The sequence below is a fragment of the Mucispirillum schaedleri ASF457 genome, assembly GCF_000487995.2.
Classification (GTDB): domain Bacteria; phylum Chrysiogenota; class Deferribacteres; order Deferribacterales; family Mucispirillaceae; genus Mucispirillum; species Mucispirillum schaedleri.
The window spans coordinates 1,647,852-1,672,160 of the sequence record NZ_CP097562.1 but is presented as its reverse complement, the minus strand read 5'-3'; the positions used below and the strand labels follow the sequence as shown (position 1 = coordinate 1,672,160).

Below are 24,309 nucleotides of genomic sequence, written 5' to 3'. Positions count from 1 at the left end.
ATATATCTATTATACTTCTCTATTTTGTATAGGTTTATTTGTTATTTCTCTTGAAATCTCATTATATGTAAATTCTACACGGCTCATTTCTGATTTTATTTTTCTTGAAATATTTAACATTTTAATTTCAACACCAGGATATATTATATCTTCCACTATTATTTTAGGTGCATCACAAACAGATTTCTGCATTAAATCATTATACTTTCTTTCAAGCAGTGGAAGTCTGCGTTTAAAAGCATCAGAGCTGTCAATCAGCATTTTTACTTTTGGATTGCTTTTTATTTTAGGGTCCTTGATATTTAATTTTGATAAAACATCATTTATCTTTTCCATAGATTCGCTTAACTGATTTATTTCAACTTTGATTTTCTCTGCCTTATTTTGCAAAAGTGGTGAATAACCAAGATTAATTTCCATTTTACCAGAATTTTTTGAGCCTAAATGTGTAGCATGCAGTTCAGAAAATATATCTAATACTCCACCGCTGATAATTGTATCTTTACCAAGAGCAGTAACCTGTGCTGCTTCTATATTTGAATTAAAGCAGTATTTCTCAATACTTAGCTCGCCGCCTGCAGAAATATTTGCATTTTCACAGTATCCTACTGAAATATTGCCACCTGCCTTGATAGAGCCTTTATTGATAATACCCTTAACTCCTGTTTTTATAATAATAGAATTAGATGCTTTTAATTCAGCATTTTCAACTATACCATCTACTATAATATCATCAGCATCAATAATAAACCCTGACTGAACATTGCCTGTAATTTGAATAGTCCCCTCAAATCTTAGGTTGCCTGTATGCATATTTACATCACCATTAACCTGCAGCATAGGCAAAACACTTACTGTATTGCCGCTTAATATTATATGACCATTATATTTTGAGCGGTATTCAGTTTTCTCTAAATTAGAGTATACTCCTTCAACTACTTCTACACTTTTATCTATACCCTCTTGAGCTTTTATTATATTACCAGAAATATCTCTGCCATCCATGCCTTTATCTGGTGGAGTGCGTTTTATAATAAGCTGGTCTTTACTTACAAAGATAAATTTTGTAAACTCTCTATAATTTACTTTACCATTTGGTAAAAGTTGTGGTTTTATATTAGGTTTTTCAAAAAGATATTCTATATTAGCATCTTTGCCTTGAACTGGCGGAGTGCCCTGGCATACTAATATACCTTCTACAATATATCCCTCATTTAAAAGCTCTATTGCTTCTTTTAAGGCTTTATCATCAATATTTTTCGGACTGATTTTATGTTTTTCTGTTAAATTAAGAATTACATCTTGATATTTTATTTTTCTATCTGTATTTATACCTGGATAGAAAGACACTCTTGCACTAAGCATATCATCAGAAACTAAAACTTTAATAATAGGCTCAATAATCCTGATAGTTTTAATCTCTAAAATATAATCTCCATCTTTAAGTGATGAGGGCAGCACCCTATATTCATCATTTGGCAGTGTATATATATTACGAGCTGCAAAATCAAGCTGATGTTTATCCTGCTCTCCAGCAATACGAATAGTCATAAGACCTCTAAAATATTATAGTATAACACTTTATAGTAATAGATATAATATATAAAAGCAATAGTTTTCTACTTTATACACCATTTTTAGAGTTAAAAATAAAGGTAAATAATAAATATTAAGTATATTTACTCTCTAAGACTGTTATTAAATATTTCTTAAACTCATAACTATACTTTCTTGCCATATACACTCATTATATGGCTAGTCCAACTTTTTTGAGTAAGTTCAATTTCTGTCACTGCATTGTCTTATTGAATCTGCTTCCGTGTCTTACTGAACCAAAGACGAAGTATTTATTTTTAAGCTGTATAAATTTATTATACAAAACAGAATTTTATACTAAATACTGCCATTTTTATTAAAATGTTCGTATCCTGCCACATCTATTTTTTGCAAATATCCATCTTTTTCTAAATAAATACCACTGCCATCTTCTATTCTGCCAACAGGGATTATATTTATATTTAAATAATCTAAAATATCTTTTTGTATTTTTGATGCAAGATAATTCTTTACTGTAAAAACCAAAGCAAATTCTTCACCTGATGAAATAAAATAATCAAAATTATCTATGCCGTATTCATCTAAATATGATAAATCAAGGCGGTTATACTCTATCACAGCTTTTTTATTTGATGATAGAGCAATATTATTTAAATCTACTCCTAAACCGTCACTTATATCTGTCATAGATGTTATGCCATCTATACTGCCAAGATATATTCCCAGCTTATCTTCTGCATTAACTGAATAGTGGTAATATTTATCTATATTACAGGAATTTTGATTTAATTCTTTTTCTAGAGATATTCTGCACCTGCCAAGTGGGCGTGAAATAAATATTATATCCCCTTTTTCTGCACCACTTCTGTATATTATATTTCTGCCCTTTTCTCCAAGCACTGTTAATGAAAAAAAATTTCGTTCAGATGATGCAGTATCTCCCCCTGCAAGTTCCACATTATAAAAATTACATTCTTCTTCTATTAATGGTATAATATTTTTTAAATATGACTTATCTTTTAAAGCAAGCCCTAAAAGCACATATTTTGATACAGCACCCATTGATGCAATATCGCTTATATTGCATGTAAAAAGTTTATGAATTACATATTTCAGCGGGGTAGATGGTAAAAAGTGGATATTTTCAGATATTATGTCTTTTGATACGAGCAGCCTGTTATAAATCAGGGCTGCATCATCGCCTATATATTTATTTTTATTTATTATGCTTTTTTCTAGATACGAAATAAACTCAAATTCTTTCATTTATAATATCCAAAAGCCTTTTTGCATCATCATAAGGTGTCTTTGATTTGCATAAAAATGATGATACTGCAAGACCTTTTACGCCTGATTTCAATGCTTCTGCTGCCCTTTCAATATTTATGCCGCCTATTGCAACAGCAGGGATTTTTAATGTATTATTTATTTTATATATACCTTCTGCACCTAAAATCTGCCTGTGGTCTTTTTTAGTGTATGTTTCTGTAAAAGGTCCAATGCCTGCATAATCTGCATATTTGTTTGCAATCTCTACATCTTCCATATTATTGCAGGAATAGCCTATAATCATATCTTTAAAGTTCTGTCTGATTAATGCAGCATTACCATCATTTATGCCAATATGCACACCATCTGCATAAACTTTTACTGCCATATCTATGCTGTCATTCATTAGAAATAAAGTATTATACTTTGCAGTAATTTCTCTTACTATATAAGCATATTTGATTTTTTCATCTAAATTTTGTGATTTATTGCGAAGCTGCACAATGGTTACCCCGCCTTTAATTACATTTTCTAAAAAATCACTTAAAGGCAGCTGCAAATATTTTGTTTCTAATACCAAATAAAGTTTAAGTTTTTCTGACAGCTCCATTAATCAAGCTCTACTAAAATTTTTGCTATATCCTGCTTTTTAGCAGCATCATGAGCGACCACTGGATAAAGCTTGCCTTTTTGACCTACAGAATATTTTTTTAAAATATTTGCAGGTGGAAAAATTATTTCATACCCTCTGTCATCACCAATATTTGCAGAAATATCAGCAGGAAACCAGCCCTTAAAATTAATAGCTACATTATAGTCCTGCACTTTTGAGCTTAAAAGTTTTACAAATACTACTTTTGAGCTGTCTTTTATATGGATTTTATCTCCATTTTTTATATGTATATCTTTACCATCAATAATTAAGTGAAAATATTTTATGTTAGGCTCTAAAATGATTTTGCTTTCTTCTTTGCTCAATTCTACCTGTTTATGCTCTTTAACAGGTATTTCTATTTCTTTATTTTTAGTATTTTCTGCTGTTATTATATTACTGACCTGCTCAACAGCTTTAACAGTAACACTGCCCATAACAATATTATCTTTACGGAAAATAATTCTGCTGTCTTTTTCTACTTTATAGTCTTTATTTATGTCATTTAAGTTTCCAAAATCTACAATATCGCATGTTATGCCACGCTTATGATTTGCAAATATTTCTGTCACCTTTATTACACTGCCTTTTTTCACTTCCAGCACTTTTCCACTGCGGATAAAAAGCTCATCATTATGCACTTTTATAACTGCCCCAGTAAATTCAGGCTCATAAGTATGAGTGTTAGGGTATTCTATTTCTATACCTGCATTTTTCATAAACTCATTTATTACATAATTATGATACAGGACATTTTTGTCAAGTTTCATATTTTTAGAGCCTTCTATACCAAAAGCAGGGATACATAAATCAGACACTGCATACCATGTGGCTGATTTTTTCATATTTTGAAAACGGCTTGAGCTTTTGTTTGTTTCTGTGTTAAAGTAATGTTTTTTAGGGTCGTCATCAGGGATTTTTGCATTTGCTGCTTCCATTGCTTTTTTTGCCATTTCTCCAAGTTTTAAAGTTGTTCCATTACTGCATGTAAATTCTTCTTCATCTACAATAACAGAATAGCCAAATCTATCTGGACTTTTATGCCAGTTTATATGTTCTGGATAGTGAAATCCCCAGCCGTCATGCAGGTTTAAAAAAATATCAGATTCTTTCATATATTCTTTTATTTTATTAACAATATCTCCCTGCCAGTCATTTGGAGCTTTATCAAAAAGCCTGTTCATATCAACACCTTTTACTTCCCTGTTAAAAAGCATAATGGAATAAAAATTTGTGCGTGGTATGACTATCAGATTACCTTTTTCAAGTTTTATATCAGCATATGAATCAGCAGATAAAAGTCCCCCGGGCTCATCCCCTTGAATGCCGCCAATAATAAGCATAGTAGGACCATCCTTTCTGCCATATATTTTATAAACTTCAAGCTCATGATTTGTGCCTGTAAAAAATACTTCTTTTATAGTATCTGGTCTTTTTACATCTGCATATAAAAATTCTGCTGTAGAAAATAAAATTACTAAACTATAAATTAATACTCTCAAATTTCTCTCCATATTTCAGACTTAATTTTAAAAAATGATGGACAGCCTGAAAGAGTTAATATTTTTTTGCCTTTATCGCTTACACTGCCAGATGAATATTCCTGTATAAATTCCACTCTGTATTCACCACCTGAATAAGACCATTTAATGTTTGATATATTAAGTGATATTTTTTCGCCTTGTGAAAAAAGTGTAGTTTTTTTTGATTTCCACTGATTATAGTTTTCTTTATCTGTTTTAAATTTTATATCATAATTAGCCATATATTTTTCAATATCCTGAGCTCTCCATGATGCAGCCCAGTTTTCCACAAATGATTTAATTTCATTATTAAGTTCTGGTGCTTTTGCAACAGGCATAGAAGATGTTTCTTCACTGATTAATTTTAATCTGCCGTCTTCTTTTATAAAATAATATTTTTTATTAGTATATGTAGAAAGGTTTGCAGCACAGTAATACTGATTTGTATCAAAAACAGTATAGTCATCATCTTTCATAAATATTTTTGTATTATAGTTGCGGATAACTTTATCAGGATATTTATCCATTAAATTTGTTTTGTTATTAGTATATTTTTTATAATCTGCACCACTATAAGTTTTAAATTTGCTGTGAATTAAACTTTTAAAAGTTTCCTTATCATTATCCTGCCATGCAGTAATAAATGAATTTAATGTGTTAAGCAGTTGTTTTCTTGATGTTTCATAATCTTTATCATCAGAATATAACAGCTTTTCTGCAATAATAACTGGTGTTTTTATTGATATTTTATCATAAAGCAGCCCAAAATTAGTGTTATTCATGGCAACACAGCCTTGAGTATATGTTTTATCTAAATCAGGCTTAACACCATGCAGCCATATACCGCCACCTGTTTTTTTCTCTATTTTATCAATAATATTAGGATAATTTAATGGAAACGAGCCAGCTCCATATATTAAAGCATAGCTGCCGTATTTTTTTACAAGCTCATCACCTGATGAGTATGAAACAACAAAATATACACCTTCTGGAGTTTTTTCATCCCCTTGTTTTACTTTATTACCATCCACTCTGCCTGTAAGGATAGGAAACTCTTTAATTACTTCCATACCATCATTATTAAGCACTGCAATATAAAGCCTTTTAATAGATTTATCTACAAGCACAACATGTAACAATTCTGCACCGCTGGCAGATAAATTGACAATAGTATTTTTACCAAGCCTGCTTTTTGCAGCAGGTGCCTGAGAAGCTATCATCTGTTTTGATACATCTTCTGTATGACTTTTTGCATCAGCAGGTATTTCTTCATAAGCATAGCTGATACCAAAAGATAATACTAATGCACATAATATACTGCATAATACTTTCATTATTTTTTCACCACTCTATATTTTTACCGTATAAAAAATATCTGTCTAATTTATTTTTTAATCTACTGTCCACTTTTTTAGCATAGCCGACAGGAATATTGTTAAAAAATAAAAGTTCATTATTATAATTATCATTACAGGATATGTCAAACCCTTTCAAAAAATTTTCTGCCAATTCTGCTGAAATATCATATTTCATATTATCTTCAACAAAAGAACCCCACTGCCATACACTCTGGCATGATGGCTCAAAAAGTTTACCTGTATCTTTATAAATATTTAGACCACGCCTTTTAAACCTTACTTTTTTAAAGATTTCTGGAGCAGTCTCTATATATCCCCGTCTGTCATATTCGCTGATTGATATGTGATTATGAGAAAATGCTGGATAATATTTTTTAAAGAAATCTTTTTCCTTTTCTTTTAGTTTAGAGTTTATAAAATTATAAGGAATAAGAGTGCCTTTTTTACGAACTGCTGCTGCAAAAAAACCGTCTATTTTATCAGTATCAGGCATAATCCGTGCAACATTTTCATCAATATGATTTATTCCAGATATTCCCCTGCCATAGTCAACACCTGATGGCAGAAGCTCTGCATTATCAAATTCATCAAGCAGATATTTTATTACATATTCATTTTCTTCCAGACTTAATGTGCATGTAGAATAAACTAAAACACCGCCTTCCTTTAAACATAAAAAGGCTGATTTTATTAACTGACGCTGTAAATTTGCCATTCTTGCAACAAGCTCTTTATTCCACTCTGCCTGCACAGTTTTATTGCGGAAAATCTTATTTTCATTAGAGCATGGTGCATCAAGCAGAATACCATCAAAAGAATTTTCAAAAATATTTGGAAGAAGCCTGCCATCCATAGAAACAGTTTTTACATTGTAAGCACCATATTTTTCCAGATTAAAGTGAAGTGATTTCAAACGGCTTGCTGATATTTCATTAGCAACTATTACGCCTTTTCTGTTACTCATATCAGATAATGCACATGTTTTGCCACCGGGAGCAGAAGAAACATCAAGCATAACAGGATTTTCTTCCATATAAGACATTAATATACTGGCTGGTGCAACAGATGATGGATTCATAATATATATGCCGCCAGTTTGAAAAGAAATGCTGTTTACTATATTTTCACTGTTTTTTGCAGCTTTATAAACATTATCATATTCTTTTAATTTTTCTAATGAACATATACTTTCAAGCTCTTTTAAATAATCAATATTTCTTGATGACTGGATGCGGATATGTTTAGATTTAGGGCATGCAAGCCCATACTCAAACTCATCATACTTATCTTTTAATAAAGGCTTATACTCCGCCCTGAAACGCTCTAACCAATTATTTTCCATAGCATACCATATTAAATTAATAAAATTTATGCAAGGGGAAAATATAAAGCAAATTGTATTTAATATGTTTATTTTTGGCTGTATTTTTCTATTAATATATTTAATCTGCTGACAACAGCTTTTAGATGTTCTTCTAAAAAATCTTCATATATATCAAAAGCCTTATTATTTATCTCTACTTTCTTAATTAAAAACTTTATTACTTGTTTTTAATAACGAATAACAAAGAATATCTATATAAAATAATATAGTAAAAATGATTTATCCTGCAATTTATCTATTTGACATTTTGTATCCTATATTATATTCTTTCTTTTATTATCATTTTATGGAGTTTATTATAGATACCGTTTATGAATATATGGCATTAAAGCATATTAAAGGGTTAAGTGATACTATCATCTCTTTAATTATAGAAAAACGCGGCACAATATCCGGCATATTTCAAGAAAAGGCAGATTTCTTTTACGGCTCAAATATTCCAAATACCATAGCTGACAGGATTATTACAAAATCTTTCAATGAGCAGGCTGTTGAAAGCCAAATCAGGCGTGCAGAAGATGCGGGAATATCTATTATAACTCTTGAAGATAAAAGATACCCTGAAATGCTTAAAGAGATATATACTCCACCTGCACTGCTTTATGTGCTTGGAAATTATGAATGTTTAAATAATGTATGTGTTGGTGTTGTTGGCTCTAGAAGCTGCTCTAAATCAGCAGGAAATTTTGCATATAAAATTTCTAAAGAATTAGCAGCAGTAGGCATAACTGTTGTAAGCGGCTTTGCATACGGTATAGATATTGCTTCACATCTTGGTGCAATAGAAAATGGTGCAACTGCATGTATTTTAGGCAGCGGTCTTGCAAACATATATCCAGCAGCACATACTAAATATATTGATAAAATATTAGAAAAAAGCGGCTGTGTGGTGAGTGAATTTACTCTTGATGAAGCACCGCTGCCGCAAAATTTCCCTAGAAGAAACAGAATAATATCAGGTCTTTCAAAAGCTATTGCAGTTATTGAAGCAGGATATAAAAGCGGCTCGCTAATTACATGCAGGTTTGCATTAGAGCAAAATAGAGAGATTTTTGCAGCACCTGCTTTTCCCGTTGGCAGAAACAGTGCCACAAACTCTCTTTTAAGACAGGGTGCAAAATTTTTAGAAACATCTCTTGACATAATCTCTGATTTACAATATGACTTAAAAATTAAGCTGAATGACAATAATAGTGAAATTGTTGAAAATAGCACAAAATCTCTTGAAATTGGAGATGAAACAGGGCAGAAGATATATGAAGCTTTATCCATAGAGCCTTTATCTTTAAATAATATATGCTTAAAATTAAATATTGATGTTGTTTCTGCTGTGAGTGCCATAGCCTGCCTTGAGCTTGAGGGCATAATAGAAAAAGCACAAGATGAAAAATATATAATTAAAATAATATAAATGGGTAACATTATGAATCTGGTAATTGTTGAATCACCTGCAAAAGCTAAAACTATTGAAAAATATCTTGGCTCTGATTACAAAGTAATCGCAAGCGTTGGTCATATTATTGACCTGCCGCCTAATGAATTAGGTGTAGATATTGAGAATAACTTTGAGCCTAAATATATTGTTATAGAAGGAAAAGAAAAAGTTATATCATCACTTAAAAGCAATGCAAAAAAAGCTGATACTGTATATCTTGCTCCTGACCCTGATAGAGAGGGGGAAGCTATTGCATGGCATATTGCAAGCCAGATAGATAAAAATAAGCCTGTTAAACGAGTGCTTTTTAATGAAATTACTAAAAAAGGTATATTAGAGGGCATAAATCATCCCGGAGATATTAATCTAAATAGAGTAAATGCTCAGCAGTCAAGAAGAATATTAGACAGGCTTGTAGGTTATATGGTAAGTCCGCTTTTATGGAAACCACTTCGCTACGGTCTTTCTGCAGGGCGGGTGCAGTCTGTTGCATTAAGATTAATATGCGAAAGAGAAGAAGAAATAGAAAAATTTATACCAGTTGAATCATGGAGCATCAGTGCAGATTTTAATATAGAAAGCAAAGCTACAAAAGAAAAAGGTGTATTAAAAGCTAAACTTGATAAAATAAAAGGCAAAAAAGCAGAATTAAAATCAGAAAAAGAAGCAGAAAGTATATTTAATGATTTGCCAAAAGATTTTATTGTAACAAGTGTAGAAGAAAAGGCAGTTAAACAAAACCCTGCTGAGCCTTTTATTACATCAAGAATGCAGCAGGAAGCTATTAGAAAACTAGGTTTTACTGCTAAAAAAGCAATGGCAGTTGCTCAAAGCTTATATGAAGGTGTTGAGCTTGCAGAAGGTCCTGTTGGTCTTATCACTTATATGAGAACAGACTCTACCCGCATATCCCCAGAAGCAGAAAATCAGGCAAAAGAATATATAGAAAATACTTTTGGAAAAGATTATGTTACAAAAAATAAAAAATCTGCTAAAAAATCAAACAATGTGCAGGACGCTCACGAAGCCATACGCCCTACATCAGTTTTAAGAACTCCAAATGATATAAAAAAATATTTAACTAATGACCAATACAGGCTTTACAAACTTATATGGGAAAGGTTTGTGGCAAGCAGAATGGCAGAAGCTGTATTTAACCAAACAGTAGTCCGCTTAACAGGTCTTGATTATGAATTTAAAGCATCTGCTAAAACTCTTGCTTTTGCTGGTTTTACTAAACTTTATCTTGAAAGCAAAGAAGAAGATGTAAAAAATGAAGAAGATGATGAAACTACTATTTCATTTAAAATATCAGAAAATACTCCAGCATTAAGAGATAAAACAGAAAAGAAACAGCATTTTACACAAAGCCCGCCAAGATATACAGAAGCTACTCTTGTTAAAACATTAGAGCAGCAGGGAATAGGCAGACCATCAACTTATGCTGCTATTATCTCTACTATTGTTGAAAGGCAGTATACAGAATTACAAGAGAAAAAATTTCACCCAACAGAGCTTGGAAGAATTGTAAATAAAATATTAATAGAAAACTTTCCTAAAATATTTGAAGTCAAATTTACAGCAAGCATGGAAAAAGATTTAGACTTAATAGAAGATGGCTCAGAAAACTGGCATAATGTATTATCAAACTTTTATAAAAATTTTGATAAGGAATTAAATGCTGCTTCCACTGGCAAAATATCTGCTAATTTAGAAACTAATAAAAAATGCCCAATATGCAAAAGTGAATTAGTTATAAAAATGGGTAAAAATGGTGCTTTTCTTGCATGCTCTGCATACCCAGAATGTAAATTTACATCTAACTTTAAAAGAAATGAAAAAGGGGAAATAGAGCTTGTAGAAGATAAAGCATTTGAAGGCACTGGTATAAAATGCGAAAAATGCGGTGCTGAGCTTGTATTTAAAAAAACACGCTTTGGTGAAGTGATAGCATGCCCAGAATATCCAGAATGTAAAAATATTAAAAACTTTCTGCGAACTCCTGACGGAAAGTTTAAAATATTAGAAGCAGGGCAGGTGTTAGATGAAAAATGCCCAGAATGCTCTAAACCACTTACTCTAAAATCTGGTAAAAATGGTATGTTTGCAGCCTGTTCAGGATATCCTGCATGCAAATTTACTGCTAATATTGAAATGAAAGATGACGGCACTATTGGTATTAAGCCAAACACTCCAAATGAAAGCGGTGAAGTATGTGAAAAATGCGGCAAACCAATGGTAATAAAAAGAAGTTTCCGTGGTGCTTTTCTCGCATGCTCTGGCTATCCAGAATGTAAAAATGCAAAGCCTATTAAGAAAAAATAAAGTTAAAAGATAAGGATATTTCGTGGCAGAATATGATGTTATAATTGCTGGGGCTGGGCTTGCAGGCAGTGAAGCTGCTTACCAGCTGGCAGAAAGTGGATATAAAGTTAATCTTATAGAAATGAGACCTTTAAAAACTACTCCAGCCCATGAAACTGATAAATTTGCAGAACTTGTATGCTCTAACAGTTTAAAATCATTGGATATTACAACAGGAAGCGGACTTTTAAAAAAAGAAATGATGCTTTATAATTCTTTTCTTATGCAGACTGCTCTTAAATGCAGTGTGCCTGCAGGCGGTGCATTAGCTGTTGACAGAGTATTATTTTCCAATATCATTACTAACTCATTAAAAAATCATAAAAATATTACTGTTACAAATAAAGAAATAACAGAACTTCCTATAAATACAGATACTCCATTTCTTATTGCAACAGGACCTTTAACAAGCGATATTTTAGCAGAACATATAAAAGAATACTGCGGTGGTGCATTATATTTTGCTGATGCAATAAGCCCTATAATAGATGCAGATACTGTTGATATGGAAAAAGGATATTTTCTTGGCAGATACGGCAAAGGTGGCGATGATTATTTTAATATTCCTTTAACAGAAGAAGAATATAATATATTTTATGATGATATAATGGCTGCACCAAAAACAGCTTTCCATGATTTTGAAAAAATATCATATTTTGAAGGCTGTATGCCTGTGGAAATTATGGCAGAAAGAGGCAGGCAGACTTTAACTTTTGGACCTATGAAACCAGTTGGACTTGAAGACCCGAAAACAAATATACGCCCTTATGCAGTTATTCAGCTGAGAAAGGAAAATAAAGAATGCACTGCATATAATATGGTAGGCTTTCAGACAAAAATGACAATAGGAGCACAAATTGAAATATTCAGGAAAATCCCTGCTTTAAAAACGGCAGAGTTTTTAAGGTTTGGCTCTGTCCATAGAAATACATATATAGAAAGCCCAAAACATATTTCTAGATATTTTAATTTTAATAGTAATAAAAACTTGTTTATTGCAGGTCAGATTACAGGTCTTGAAGGATATAATGAATCTATTGCAGGCGGCTTAATAGCATCTTTGCAGATTGCAAGACTTTTGCAAAATAAACCATTTTTAGATTTTCCAGCTGGCACCGCTTTTGGAAGTTTATCTGAATATATTTCTGGCATTTCTGAATTTTCTAAAAATAAAAAATATGTGCCATCTAACTTTCATCTTGGAATGCTGCCACCACTTGAAAAGAAAGTGCGGGATAAAAAACAAAAAAAACAAATACAGATAGATTCAGCATATCAAAAGGCAGAATTATTTTATAAAGAAAATTATGGAAATAGATAACGCAATAGAAGAATTTATAAATTTTGTCCGCATAGAAAGGGAATATAGTGAACACTCTGTTACAGCCTATGCAAAAGATTTAAGCGAGCTTTCTATTTATGCTCATGATGAAAAAGTGCCTGATAATATAAAATCTCTTGATTTTTTTATGCTTCGCGGATTTATTACTACTCTTTATGACAGGCAGCTTTCTAAATCCAGCATTGAAAGAAAAATATCTACTATTAAATCATTTTTTAAATTTTTATACAGACGGGGGATTATAGAAGAAAACCCTGCCCGCATGCTTAAATTTCCTAAAAAAGAAAAATATCTGCCTACTGTTTTTAATATAGATGATATTTTTACACTTTTAGATTTGCCAGATAAAACTACACCTATGGGTATGCGGGATGCTTTAATATTGGAGCTTTTGTATGGCACTGGTATCCGTGTTTCTGAGCTTGTAGGGCTTGACAGAAGTGCTGTTGACTTAAACGGTATGCGTATACTTGTCCGCGGTAAAGGTAAAAAAGAAAGGATTGTGCCACTTGCACCAGAACTAATATCTCTTATTAAAGATTATTATAAAGTAATGTATGATGTTGCAGCAGATAACAGGATAGTAGACAGCGATGCTTTAATAATAAACAGACTTGGCACTCGCATGACAGATAGAACTGTCCGCAGAGTAGTAGAAGCATATCTTAAAAAAGCTGGACTTCCCCTTGATTATTCACCACACTCTTTCAGGCACACTTTTGCGACCCACCTGCTTGAAGGCGGTGCAGATTTACGCTCTATACAAGAGCTTTTAGGGCATGAATCACTTGCCACTACACAAAAATATACCCACAGTGATTTATCTTCACTTTTAAAAGTATATGATGAATCTCACCCTATGGCAAAAAAAGATAAGCAGTAAAATAAATTTTTTCTCTATTTTTCAGAAAAACACTTACCACTACCCATGATAAAATAAACCCGTAGACTAAAAGAAGCTTCTAAAAGTTAAAAGAGTTTATAAAGATACTAATCAAGAGCCTAAATAAATTATACTTTATCCTAAATGCTAAATCCTATAAATAAATGTTTGTGGGATTTTTCTATTATTATCTTAATTTAATAGTTTAAAAAATTTTTATTATCTTAAAGATATATAAAACTATAATCTACAAATAATATTTATAAAAACATTTTTTATGAAAACTATTTTATTATTAATGAGTTATGCTGTATATCAAACTTTTTTTCTTTTTTTTAAAATTTTTATTGACTTTTATTATCAATAATGGTATTAATAATCATCGGCAGGAAAAAGTAATAAAAGCCGAAATAAGTTATTATATAAGGAGTTGTTTAGTTAAGATTTTTAGCACTCAGGCTTATTGGTGATAAGCATTTTCAAATAGTAAGATTTATTCGTTCTTACAATTCTCCCATATTTTGCACAATTAAAACAGCAGGCAGGCACACCTGCTGTTTTTATTTATACTTTTATAAAATTAAAATAAAAAGATTTTTTTGAATATGCAAGTGATTACAGCAGAATAAATAGAGATTATATTATTCGCATTCGCTTATAATGACATAATGTCGCAGTTTATATATTGTTTTTATAAGATACTTCTGTCTATTAAAATTACATACCAAAATACAGCTTGAATTTATACAATACAAAATAGTTACCTTATATTATTTAATTTTGTGCTTTTAAAATATATATGCTTATGTTATTCTTATGCAGCATTTTATTTGTGAGGCTTTTATGTATTCAAAAGTGCCCGGTGCAGAACTTATTAACAGACTTAAAAAATTTACTACTTTTATGGATATGGCTGATGATACATGGCGGTATATTTTTATATTTAACCCTGTAAACATTTATTATTTCACTGGCACTATGCAGGACGGTATACTTTTTATACAAAGAGATGAAGAGCCTGTATATTTTGTAAAAAGAAGTGTAGAAAGAGCAGCCGAAGAAATAAGATACTGTAAAGTTATGGCATATAAAGAACTGCAGGACATTAAAAACGAGCTTGCACTTAATGTTTTCTTCCCTGCATTTGTAGACAAAAGTTTTGTAACAATCAAACTTTTAGAAGAATTTAATTCACAATTTGAGTTTGGCAAAATATATTCATGCGATACGGCACTGAATATGTGCAGAAGTGTAAAAAGCAAGTATGAGCTTGATATATTAAAAGAAGCAGGTGCAATACATGCTGATATTATGACAAATATAGTGCCAGAGCTTTTAACCGAAGATATTTCAGAGCGTGATGCTGCTCTGCTTATTTTTAATGAATTTATGAAAAATGGACATCAAGGTATAGTTCGCTTTGAAAGAGCTGGTATGGAGTTTCAAACAGTAAATGTGGCTTTTGGTGAAAGTTCATTAAATATTTATAAATATGATATTCCAGCAGGTATAACAGGGTTATATGCTGCTTCCCCATTTTTTGGAAGCAGTAAAATCACCTTAAAACAAAATGATTTAATTACAATTCCATCAGTATTTGGTGTTAACGGCTATCATTCAGTATGCACATACTGCTATGCTTTTAACAGCCTTATAGACTATATCCGCAGACAGCATGAGCACTGCAAAACTTTAAAAGATTTGGCAGTCCTTATTTTAAAATCAGGAGCAAAAGCAAGCGATATTTATACAGAAATTATGGATAATATTCATCCAGAAATACAAGGCACATTTATGGGGCTTGGAGATAGCACTCTTACACATCTTGGCAGGGGAACAGGACTTGCTGTTGACGAATTTCCTATCATATCAAAAAACAATGATAAACCACTTGTAGAAAATATGGTAATAAATCTAGGATTTTTCTCATCATTAGAAGGTTATGGTGTAACAGGTATGCAGCATACATATATTGTTACAGCAGAAGGCGGTGTATCTATTAACGGGCAGGCTGACGATGTAATAGTTGCTGGTAAATATTTATAACTTATACATCAAATGTTTTCATATCTGATATTGTTATCCTTTCGCTGTTTCTTGAAACAAGGACATTATCTTGAAAAAATGTTTTTAAGTTTAATGTATCTTTATAGTGCAGCTTATTATGATAGCATGCCCTTTCGCACAGCCTGCATGATATACATTTTGATGGATTAAATGTGATTTCAGTTCTTTCATCATTTATATATAATGCACCAGTATTGCAAAATCTTGCACACATACCGCAGTAAACACATGTTTCATCTATTACAATATTATTAAATAAATTATTAGTTTCAACATCTAATCGTTTTATTCTGCCCAAAGACATTATACTGTCTAAAAATATTTTTCTTCTTGCTGTTTCTTCATGGGAAAAATCTATTTTAGTCCTGTCTTCTAAATTTTCCACAGTAATCATATCTGCACTTTTTAAAATACTTTCCTGCAGTGTATTTTTAAAAAAATTAAACATCCCACGCCTGTTTACTGTTGGGTTTGGTTTTTCTTCTTCTTTCGGCTGAATAATAGGAAGCTGTTTTGGAAATATTATGCATATGTTATCAGATTCATATATTATTTCTAAATCATTTAAGTCTTCAAATATAGTTTTTAACTGCTCTAAAAGTTTTATTTCCTGCTCTAAAATCTGCCTGCCGTTTTTAGACGGACATTCCATACAAAGCCCGTATTTTATAGTTATGCGGGAAGCTCCATGCAGATAAAGCACAATAAAATCTACCACATTAAATATGCCTGCACAATCTACAACTGCAGTCTGTCTGCTGTAAGCAGGATTATCACTGCATGTGATAACTAAATCACCGCGAGAAGTAATACTTCGGCTTAAATTATCAATAAATTTTCTATACCCGCCATGGCGGAGTCTGAATACCTGAGCAGGACACTGGCTTACACATATTCCACAGCCTGTGCATTTATCCCAGTCTACTTTTATAGTCTCCCCCGGTCCGCCAATAGTTACTGCCTCAGCAGGACATAAAGAATAACATATTATACATGGTGAGCTTTTGTGTTTTATTTTAGAGCAGAATTTAGGGGCAATAGAAATAGAACGAGATACCCCCTCAAACACCATATTTGCAATATCTATTTTATTAAACAATATACCACCTGTATTTAAAGCAAAATATATTATTAAATATCAGATAATTCAAAAGTTTTAGGCTCTACTCTATTTATCTGATATTCTCTTAATACTTTTCTGCCATATTCTTCATCAAAATCAACAGCTAAATAAGTAAGCCCCAGTTCCATATCATAGTCTTTTAACAAAGTAATATATGTTGGTGAAAATTCTATGACTTTATTTGATGTATCATACATATAGTGGTCTATTTTATTTACATCAAGCACTTCTTTTATTTTAGCAGCATCATCTCCATATCCTTTTGCTGTTTTCAAAAAGAAATCTTTTTCAGAAAAATATTCTATTTCACTCATTTTAATATGATGATTGCTTTGATAAAGCTGTGAAGTTAATTTATTTTCAAGGCTGCAGTAGTGCATACCCATTTTTACATTATTTTCAAGAGAGTATAGCATTACTTCCAAGCATTCTATGCTGCTGCCAGCAATCGGCACACCGCCTGCATAAGTATAAGGATAAAGAATTTTATATGGTCTTTTTGTAACTTCATATCCTTTGCTTTTATATTCATCTGGATGCACATAAGGGTATAAAAACTCTAATATATTTATGCCAAATATACCTGTTTTATCAAGAGCCATCATCAGCTCTTCCATTTCTTTTACTTTTCCAAGTGTTAAAGGCATTTCTACCATTGTGCGTTTTATATATTTTACTGATAATGCTAAATTATCAAGGCTTTTTTGGTCTACTTTGCCATTTTCATCTGGTTTTAAGCCAAAGCGGATTTCATCAAGTCCTGCATCTTTTAATGATTTAAGCATTTCTTCAGTAACTAAATCCCCATTTGTATATATTCTTGTTTGAATTGTTTTATCTGATTTTTTAACTTCTTTTAAAAACTGTATACATTTTTCTGGGTATAATAACGGTTCGCCGCCAGTTATACCAACAGATTTCATTTTTTTATAATACCCTAAATGAGTTTTAAATTCTGATATAATATCATATACTTTATTAACACCTGCTGCATAATCTGCCTGATTTTTATTAGTGCAGAAAAAACAGTCACGGTTGCATTTTAAAGTAAGAATATAAGTTGCAGAGCCTATACCAGTATGGCAGTGCTCACATGATGGGGATACTGCATTAATTACAACACTTTTGCCACTGTTGCATATTTTAGCACCTTTTTCTTCCAGCTTTTTTAAAAGTTCCTGCTCTTTTTTAGAATAATCTTTGCTGGATATACCTGCTCCGCTTTCTTTTATATATTCTAAAAAGTTTTCATACTGCTCTATATATCTTTTTGCATCAGCTTTTAAGCCATTATTTTTTAAATCATCAATATTATCTTTAGTAATTGTGTATACCACTTTAACCTACTCCACTGGCAGTATAATAGTAAAAACAGCACCATTTTTACTGTTATATACTGTTAAATCACCATTATGATTATTTAATATTTTTCTACTTATTGGCAGACCTAAACCTGTCCCAGAATTTGATGTAGTAAAAAACGGCTTAAATAAATTAGGCATAACTTCAAGTGGTATTCCCGGCCCACTGTCTGAAATCATAATATTTGTTTTGCCATCTTTTTCCTGAAAATTAACAGCAACTGTTCCATCATTTTCCATTACATTCATAGCATTTGTTATTAAATTGACAATTACCTGTTTTATCTGGTCAATATCTGCATAAATATAAGCATCATCAGGAATATCAATATTCATTTTAAAATTATGCTCTGCCATTCTTGTCTCAAACAATGGCTTAATCTCACTAAAAAGCTTTTTAAGCAGTATTTTTTCTTTTTTAGGTGGTCGTTTTCTTGAAAAAGAAAGAATATCTTCCGTTAAATGCTCTAATCTGATAGATTCTGCAGCGATAATGCCTGCCATACGCTTTAAATCTTCATTTGTAACAGCTTTCATAAGCCGTTTTGCAAAACCGCCGATAGAAATAAGCGGATTTTTTACTTCATGGGCAATAGTTGCCACATAGTTTCCAAGAGTAACAAGACTTTGCTTATTACGCATTTCAGATTCTATTTCTTTATAAAATGATGTTGTGTATTCATATTTCTGGTTAGAGATAGCAGCCATCATCATAGTATTTAAAAGCCGTGCAGTTGAGCGAGTAGTGAATATATGGGTATTAGTATACTTATTATTTGAATATGTAATTAATATGCCATATATTTTATTACCAGTCATCATTGGTGCAATAATAAGCGGATTTGATAATTTTACATTGTCTATTGAGCTGAAAATTTTATCTTCCAGCTCTAAATGCATCTCAATATCGTCTGGATACTGATTATATTCCTGCAGCTTCTTTATAATAGATTGCTCCACAGGCACCCGCTTATTTCTAAATGCTTTTACCTGTTCTTCTGTATACGGCGGTATACCTATCATATATATACCACGCAGCTCCATAAGTCTTTCATTAAAAAACATAACTGCTGCTTTATCAAAAAGGCTTGAATACACAAGTGCATTTGTTGCAACTTTTACCATCTCATCAAGAGTGGCTCTTCCTGCATATATATCTGGGCTTTTTGAAACATGTTCGTCAATTTCCCATGCAGCTCTGTTTTCCACATAAACATCAATTAAATCTGTAAGCAAGCTGACAGCTTCATCTGATAATTCTTTATCTGCAGAATACTTTATCTCCAATTCCATACTGCCTGAATGGATACGGTGGATATATTCTTTAGAATTATCTTCACAAACATTTCTGTATGCAACTCTTTCTCCAATTTTGCTTTTTATAACAACATGGATTACTTTACAATTACAGCGTTTGTTAATAATTTCAATCAGTTTCATACTGCACCTCAAATATTTTAAGGCTGAAATTTATTTATTTAGCAGCTATTGCACCTAAATCACCAATAATTAAAAATACTTTCCTAAGGCATGCTATTAAACCAAGCCTGTTTTCTCTTATTTTTGTATCTTCTGCCATTACCATAACTTTTTCAAAAAAATTGTCAACAGCTGGAGCAAACTTCATAAGCTCATCAAGTGTTGCATAATTTTTTTCTTCATCTAAAAGAGCCTGCATATTCTGGTTTCTTATCAAACTGCCAAGAGCTTTTTCTTCTTCAGTCTGTAAAAGTTCATCAGAAAATTCTTCTTTTTCCCAGTTATTTTTCTTTAATATATTGTTAATCCTTTTAAATGCTTGAGCAATAGTCTGGAAATCATCAGTATATCTTGCATTTGTCAATACTTTTGCAAGGTTTAATGTTTTTAAAATATCGCTTGATTTATCACATACTGCATCAAAAACATCTGATGCCACAATATCTTTTGATACAAGCATCTGTCTATATCTAAGGTTAATAAAAGATAATACTTCTTTCATTACACTATTTTTATCAAAATCAAGATGTGAGCTTAATTTATCAAACGAAATATTTATAATATCTTTTAATTCTATTCTATAACCTGCCTGCTCAATGATAGAAATAATGCCTATAGCATTTCTTCTTAATCCATAAGGGTCTAAATTGCCTGTTGGCTTCATACCGGCAGCAAAAACACCTGCAATAGTATCTATTTTATCAGCAATAGAAGTAAGCCTGCCTGTTTCTGTTTCTGGAAGAACATCACCTGAAAATTTAGGAAGATAGTGTTCCTTTATACCACAGGCAATATCATCATCTAAACCTTCATGTTTAGCATAATAATAGCCCATTATACCCTGCAGCTCTGGAAATTCATAAACCATTTCACTTAAAAGGTCAGCTTTGCAAAGATATGCAGTTTTTTCTACACTTTCTTTTTTATCACTGCATAATTTTTCTGCTAAAAATCCAGCAACAGCTTTAAACCTTTCCATTTTTTCATAGCTTGTGCCAAGTTTTTCCTGATAAACAACTTTTTTAAGCTGCTCTGCTCTTTCTTCCAGCTTTACTTTTTTATCATTATTAAAGAAAAATAATGCATCATTAAGCCTTGCTCTCAGCACTCTTTCATAACCCTGCCTGATAGTTCCATCACCATTAGGGGATTTAATATTAGCAATACCAACAAATTTATTAATAAGCCTGTCATTACTGTTTCTAACAGGAAAATATTTTTGATGTATTTTCATAGAAGTAATAAGCACTTCTTCTGGAAGTGTTAAATATGAATCTTCAAAAGAGCCAAGTATTGCATAAGGATATTCCACTAAATCAGATACTGTATTTAAAAGCTCATCATCAGTTTCTACTGTAATATTTTCTTTTGCTTCTATTTCTTTTATTTGGGAAAGAATAATTTTTCTTCTAGTTTCTGTATCAACATAAACATAAGCATTTTCTAGTTTTTCTTTATATTCTGCAACACTTTTTACTTCAATTTTATCAGGAGCTAAAAACCTGTGTCCATAAGTTATATTTGAAGCAGTAATGCCATAAGTTTCAAAAACAAGGGCTTTCTCATCATAAACAGACAAAATAGAGTGAATAGGGCGGACAAATTTAAAATCATTATCTCCCCACTTCATAGATTTTGGAAAAGGTATGCTTTTAATAATTTCAGGTGCAGTTTTAAGCAGTAAAGCAACAGTATTTTCACCGCCTGTTGTTTTCTCGCCCTGTAAATAGTCGCCTTTTTGAGTAGTTACTTTTTTTAATGAGCTTTCATTTATCCCTTTAGAAGCTGCAAATTTTTTAGCAGCTTCAGTTAGTGAGCCATCACTGTTAAATGCAATATTAGCTGGCGGACCCATAATAATTTCAGTTTTATCAACCTGCGAAACAGGCAGACCTTCTATATTTACATACAGCCTTCGTGGTGTGCCACCAGACTCTATTGATGAAAATGGTAAATTTAAAGCTGAAAGCCTTTTTGTCCATTCATCAAGCAGATATTTAGAAGATGATGGAATAAATGCTGCTGGTATTTCTTCGCAGCCAATCTCTAGTAAATATGAAGGCATAAACAATCCTCTTTTACATAATAATATAATAACAGTATAATAAAAACTACTGATTAAGCATAAAAAAATAAAAATTTATCGCATTTTTATAATATACTCTAAACTATACTTATATATGCTAGTGTAAAATTTTTCAAGTGTTTTATATATTTTTAGATATATTTTATCAACCTGTTATTTTATTACAGTAAAAAATATGATTAATATTGTTATTTTTTATGAAGTTTGACTATTTAATACATTTCTAACAGCCAGTCTATAAGATTAATATGCCTGATACCATCAATATTAGTATTTGTGCCTATTTTATCAAGAGTTAATATATATTTTGGGTAATTATCATGTATGTTTTTAAGGCTTTTTGTTTCTCTTTCCATAACATTTTTATCAATAAGGGATAAAGTAACCTGATAATATTCTATATTTCCATTTTTAAAGGCAGCAAAATCAATTTCACCATCCTGAATAAAACCAATATATACTTCATATTTTCTTCTTATCAGCTCTAAAAATACTATATTTTCTATAATATGACCTAAATCTGAATATCTTCTTCCTAGTTTAATATTTCTTATACCAATGTCAACTGCATAATATTTTTCCAGTGATGATAATATATTTTTTCCTTTAACATTATACCTTTCCACTTTATAAAAAAGCATACTATCTGTTAATAATTTAAGATATTTGCTGACAGTTTTATTATCTATTTTATATCCGCTTGATGTAAGTTTATTTGCAATATTATTAATAGAAAGCATACTTCCAACACTGTCAAACATAAATTTAACAATCCTGTTTAAAAGTGATATATCTATTTTTTGTATCCGCATTGATATATCTTTTATTATAATAGAATTATATATATCTTCCAAATAGTTAGTAAGTATGATTTCTTCTTTAAAATAAATGCTGTATGGAAACGATGAACTATTTATATACTTATTAAATAAATCTTCATATCCATTATTATCATTTTTATGATATGAAACATATTCTTTAAATGAAAAAGGAAGCATTTTAATTTCAATGTATCTTCCACTTAATAAAGTAGCTAATTCTCCAGACAACATATAAGCATTGGAGCCTGTAATATATATATCACAATTACCTTTTATTAATAAGCTGTCTATCACTTTTTCATATTTATCTACATTTTGTATTTCATCTAATAAAATATAATATTTTCCATTATCTACTATCTTTTCATTAATATAATTATATAGATTTTTATAATCACTTAACTCTTCATACTTCATATCTTCCATGTTAATAAAAACTATATGGTCATCATTTATGCTATTCTGTTTAAGATAGTCTATATACTGTATAAATAAAGTTGACTTACCACACCGTCTTACTCCAGTAACTACTTTTATTAATTCCATATCTTTAAATTTTATAAGATAATCAATATATTCTTTTCTAATAATCATAATACTGCTCCTACAAAATTAATATAGTTTGCTTATAATATTGTTTCAAGTATTTTTTGGAATTTTTTCCAAAAAAAAATATATCTGCATAGTTTTTGGAATTTTTTCCAAAAATTAAAATACTGCTTTTACTTGCAATTTATGAAAAACAATGATACACTCTGAAAAATTTATAAAAATGAGGAAAATATGCCAATTACTCCAAACCAATTTAAAAGAGGCTCTAAAATTGAAGTTGATGGTGAGCCATACGCTGTAATAGAATGGCAGCACATTAAATGCGGCAGGGGTGGAGCCACAGTTCGCACTAAAATTAAAAACTTAATATCAGGCAGAGTGCTTGAAAGAACTTACGATTCAGGTGAAAAATTAAAAGAGCCAGACTTTGAAGAAAAAAGAATGCAGTATCTTTATAATGATGGCACTGAATATATTTTTATGGACCAGGAAAGCTATGAGCAGGTTCATCTTGATGATGACTGTGTTGGTGATGCATACTTATTTATGCCAGAATCATTAGATGTAGCAGTGCAGTTTTTCAATGGCAGGCCAATAGGCATTACACTTCCTAACTTTGTAGAACTGGAAGTTACTGAATGTGAGCCGGGAGTTAAAGGGGATACAGTAACAGGTGGTTCAAAAGGTGCTACTGTTATTACTGGCGGCAAAATCCAAGTGCCATTATTTATTAATGAAGGCGATGTATTAAAAATTGATACTCGTGATGCATCATATATTGAAAGAGTAAGCTCTAAAAAATAAATTATTGTGGCATAATACCCCTATCAGACAATAAAAAAGCACTTTTATAATTATGTGAAAGTGCTTTTTCTTTTATATGATTTTTATATATATACATTTTGCTAATTCTATTGAAAATAGACTAATACTTTGAGCTTACCCAAAAAAATTAGACTACAGTCATTTTGAGCCTGAATTTATAAGGCGAAAAATCTACATTATCTAAATTATATTAGTATATAATATATTTAAATTATCTTCTCTTTTAGA

17 protein-coding genes are annotated in these 24,309 nt (G+C 31.1%); 6 read left to right on the top strand and 11 right to left on the bottom strand.

Annotated elements, in window-relative coordinates:
* Positions 1-9 precede the first annotated feature (9 nt).
* The 6 genes from N508_RS07850 to N508_RS07825 all read right to left on the bottom strand — a co-directional run bounded on the left by N508_RS07850 (position 10) and on the right by N508_RS07825 (position 7,701).
* Positions 10-1,551 carry a flagellar assembly protein A gene (locus N508_RS07850; protein ID WP_023275872.1) on the bottom strand — a complete coding sequence of 514 codons (1,542 nt, stop codon included), beginning with the start codon at positions 1,549-1,551 and terminating at the stop codon, positions 10-12.
* Positions 1,552-1,893: 342 nt separating this feature from the next.
* Complete coding sequence (gene thiL, locus N508_RS07845) at positions 1,894-2,823, bottom strand: thiamine-phosphate kinase (protein WP_023275871.1); 930 nt, start codon at positions 2,821-2,823, stop codon at positions 1,894-1,896.
* On the bottom strand, positions 2,810-3,436 hold the full coding sequence (gene thiE / locus N508_RS07840; RefSeq protein WP_023275870.1) for a thiamine phosphate synthase: 627 nt from the start codon (positions 3,434-3,436) through the stop codon (positions 2,810-2,812). Before thiE ends, thiL begins: the two co-directional genes overlap by 14 nt.
* Positions 3,436-4,980 (bottom strand): M99 family carboxypeptidase catalytic domain-containing protein, encoded by a 1,545-nt coding sequence (locus tag N508_RS07835; RefSeq protein WP_023275869.1) that lies wholly within the window; start codon positions 4,978-4,980, stop codon positions 3,436-3,438. Before N508_RS07835 ends, thiE begins: the two co-directional genes overlap by 1 nt.
* Positions 4,977-6,335, bottom strand: a complete 1,359-nt coding sequence (locus N508_RS07830; RefSeq protein ID WP_023275868.1) for a L,D-transpeptidase family protein — start codon at positions 6,333-6,335, stop codon at positions 4,977-4,979. Before N508_RS07830 ends, N508_RS07835 begins: the two co-directional genes overlap by 4 nt.
* A gap of 7 nt (positions 6,336-6,342) precedes the next feature.
* Entirely contained in the window at positions 6,343-7,701 is a 1,359-nt protein-coding gene (locus N508_RS07825) for an RsmB/NOP family class I SAM-dependent RNA methyltransferase (RefSeq protein WP_023275867.1), read from the bottom strand.
* A 328-nt stretch (positions 7,702-8,029) separates the two neighbouring features.
* Here N508_RS07825 and dprA point away from each other — a divergent pair, with 328 nt between their 5' ends.
* From dprA to N508_RS07800, 5 genes are all read left to right on the top strand, one after another.
* On the top strand, positions 8,030-9,154 hold the full coding sequence (dprA, locus tag N508_RS07820) for a DNA-processing protein DprA (RefSeq protein ID WP_179077833.1): 1,125 nt from the start codon (positions 8,030-8,032) through the stop codon (positions 9,152-9,154).
* A gap of 12 nt (positions 9,155-9,166) precedes the next feature.
* Positions 9,167-11,503, top strand: a complete 2,337-nt coding sequence (gene topA / locus N508_RS07815; protein ID WP_051350776.1) for a type I DNA topoisomerase — start codon at positions 9,167-9,169, stop codon at positions 11,501-11,503.
* A gap of 22 nt (positions 11,504-11,525) precedes the next feature.
* Positions 11,526-12,863, top strand: coding sequence for a methylenetetrahydrofolate--tRNA-(uracil(54)-C(5))-methyltransferase (FADH(2)-oxidizing) TrmFO (trmFO, locus tag N508_RS07810; protein ID WP_023275864.1), 1,338 nt, complete (start codon positions 11,526-11,528; stop codon positions 12,861-12,863).
* Positions 12,850-13,767: a tyrosine recombinase XerC gene (locus tag N508_RS07805; RefSeq protein WP_023275863.1), complete on the top strand. Its 918-nt coding sequence runs from the start codon at positions 12,850-12,852 to the stop codon at positions 13,765-13,767. Before trmFO ends, N508_RS07805 begins: the two co-directional genes overlap by 14 nt.
* 843 nt (positions 13,768-14,610) lie before the next feature.
* Positions 14,611-15,813 carry a M24 family metallopeptidase gene (locus tag N508_RS07800; protein WP_023275862.1) on the top strand — a complete coding sequence of 401 codons (1,203 nt, stop codon included), beginning with the start codon at positions 14,611-14,613 and terminating at the stop codon, positions 15,811-15,813.
* Between the two features lies 1 nt (position 15,814).
* Here N508_RS07800 and N508_RS07795 read toward each other — a convergent pair whose 3' ends face one another.
* The 5 genes from N508_RS07795 to N508_RS07775 form a co-directional block, all read right to left on the bottom strand.
* Positions 15,815-16,933, bottom strand: a complete 1,119-nt coding sequence (locus N508_RS07795) for a 4Fe-4S dicluster domain-containing protein (protein WP_023275861.1) — start codon at positions 16,931-16,933, stop codon at positions 15,815-15,817.
* Between the two features lie 32 nt (positions 16,934-16,965).
* Positions 16,966-18,294, bottom strand: coding sequence for a radical SAM protein (locus N508_RS07790; protein ID WP_023275860.1), 1,329 nt, complete (start codon positions 18,292-18,294; stop codon positions 16,966-16,968).
* A 6-nt stretch (positions 18,295-18,300) separates the two neighbouring features.
* Positions 18,301-19,758: a two-component system sensor histidine kinase NtrB gene (locus N508_RS07785; protein ID WP_023275859.1), complete on the bottom strand. Its 1,458-nt coding sequence runs from the start codon at positions 19,756-19,758 to the stop codon at positions 18,301-18,303.
* Positions 19,759-19,792: 34 nt separating this feature from the next.
* A complete protein-coding gene (gene glyS, locus N508_RS07780; RefSeq protein ID WP_023275858.1) occupies positions 19,793-21,862 on the bottom strand; it encodes a glycine--tRNA ligase subunit beta in 2,070 nt (689 codons plus the stop codon).
* Between the two features lie 233 nt (positions 21,863-22,095).
* A complete protein-coding gene (locus tag N508_RS07775) occupies positions 22,096-23,298 on the bottom strand; it encodes an ATP-binding protein (protein ID WP_023275857.1) in 1,203 nt (400 codons plus the stop codon).
* Between the two features lie 189 nt (positions 23,299-23,487).
* On the opposite strand from N508_RS07775, the gene efp reads away from it, so the two are divergent.
* Entirely contained in the window at positions 23,488-24,060 is a 573-nt protein-coding gene (efp, locus tag N508_RS07770) for an elongation factor P (RefSeq protein ID WP_023275856.1), read from the top strand.
* Positions 24,061-24,309 lie beyond the last annotated feature (249 nt).

Bases quoted from the DNA above. Each gene is read 5' to 3' on its own strand.
- N508_RS07850 (WP_023275872.1), bottom strand. From the start codon at position 1,551: ATGACTATTCGTATTGCTGGAGAGCAGGATAAACATCAGCTTGATTTT.
- thiL (WP_023275871.1), bottom strand. From the start codon at position 2,823: ATGAAAGAATTTGAGTTTATTTCGTATCTAGAAAAAAGCATAATAAAT.
- thiE (WP_023275870.1), bottom strand. From the start codon at position 3,436: ATGGAGCTGTCAGAAAAACTTAAACTTTATTTGGTATTAGAAACAAAA.
- N508_RS07830 (WP_023275868.1), bottom strand. From the start codon at position 6,335: ATGAAAGTATTATGCAGTATATTATGTGCATTAGTATTATCTTTTGGT.
- N508_RS07825 (WP_023275867.1), bottom strand. From the start codon at position 7,701: ATGGAAAATAATTGGTTAGAGCGTTTCAGGGCGGAGTATAAGCCTTTA.
- dprA (WP_179077833.1), top strand. From the start codon at position 8,030: ATGGAGTTTATTATAGATACCGTTTATGAATATATGGCATTAAAGCAT.
- topA (WP_051350776.1), top strand. From the start codon at position 9,167: ATGAATCTGGTAATTGTTGAATCACCTGCAAAAGCTAAAACTATTGAA.
- N508_RS07805 (WP_023275863.1), top strand. From the start codon at position 12,850: ATGGAAATAGATAACGCAATAGAAGAATTTATAAATTTTGTCCGCATA.
- N508_RS07800 (WP_023275862.1), top strand. From the start codon at position 14,611: ATGTATTCAAAAGTGCCCGGTGCAGAACTTATTAACAGACTTAAAAAA.
- N508_RS07785 (WP_023275859.1), bottom strand. From the start codon at position 19,758: ATGAAACTGATTGAAATTATTAACAAACGCTGTAATTGTAAAGTAATC.
- glyS (WP_023275858.1), bottom strand. From the start codon at position 21,862: ATGCCTTCATATTTACTAGAGATTGGCTGCGAAGAAATACCAGCAGCA.
- N508_RS07775 (WP_023275857.1), bottom strand. From the start codon at position 23,298: ATGATTATTAGAAAAGAATATATTGATTATCTTATAAAATTTAAAGAT.
- efp (WP_023275856.1), top strand. From the start codon at position 23,488: ATGCCAATTACTCCAAACCAATTTAAAAGAGGCTCTAAAATTGAAGTT.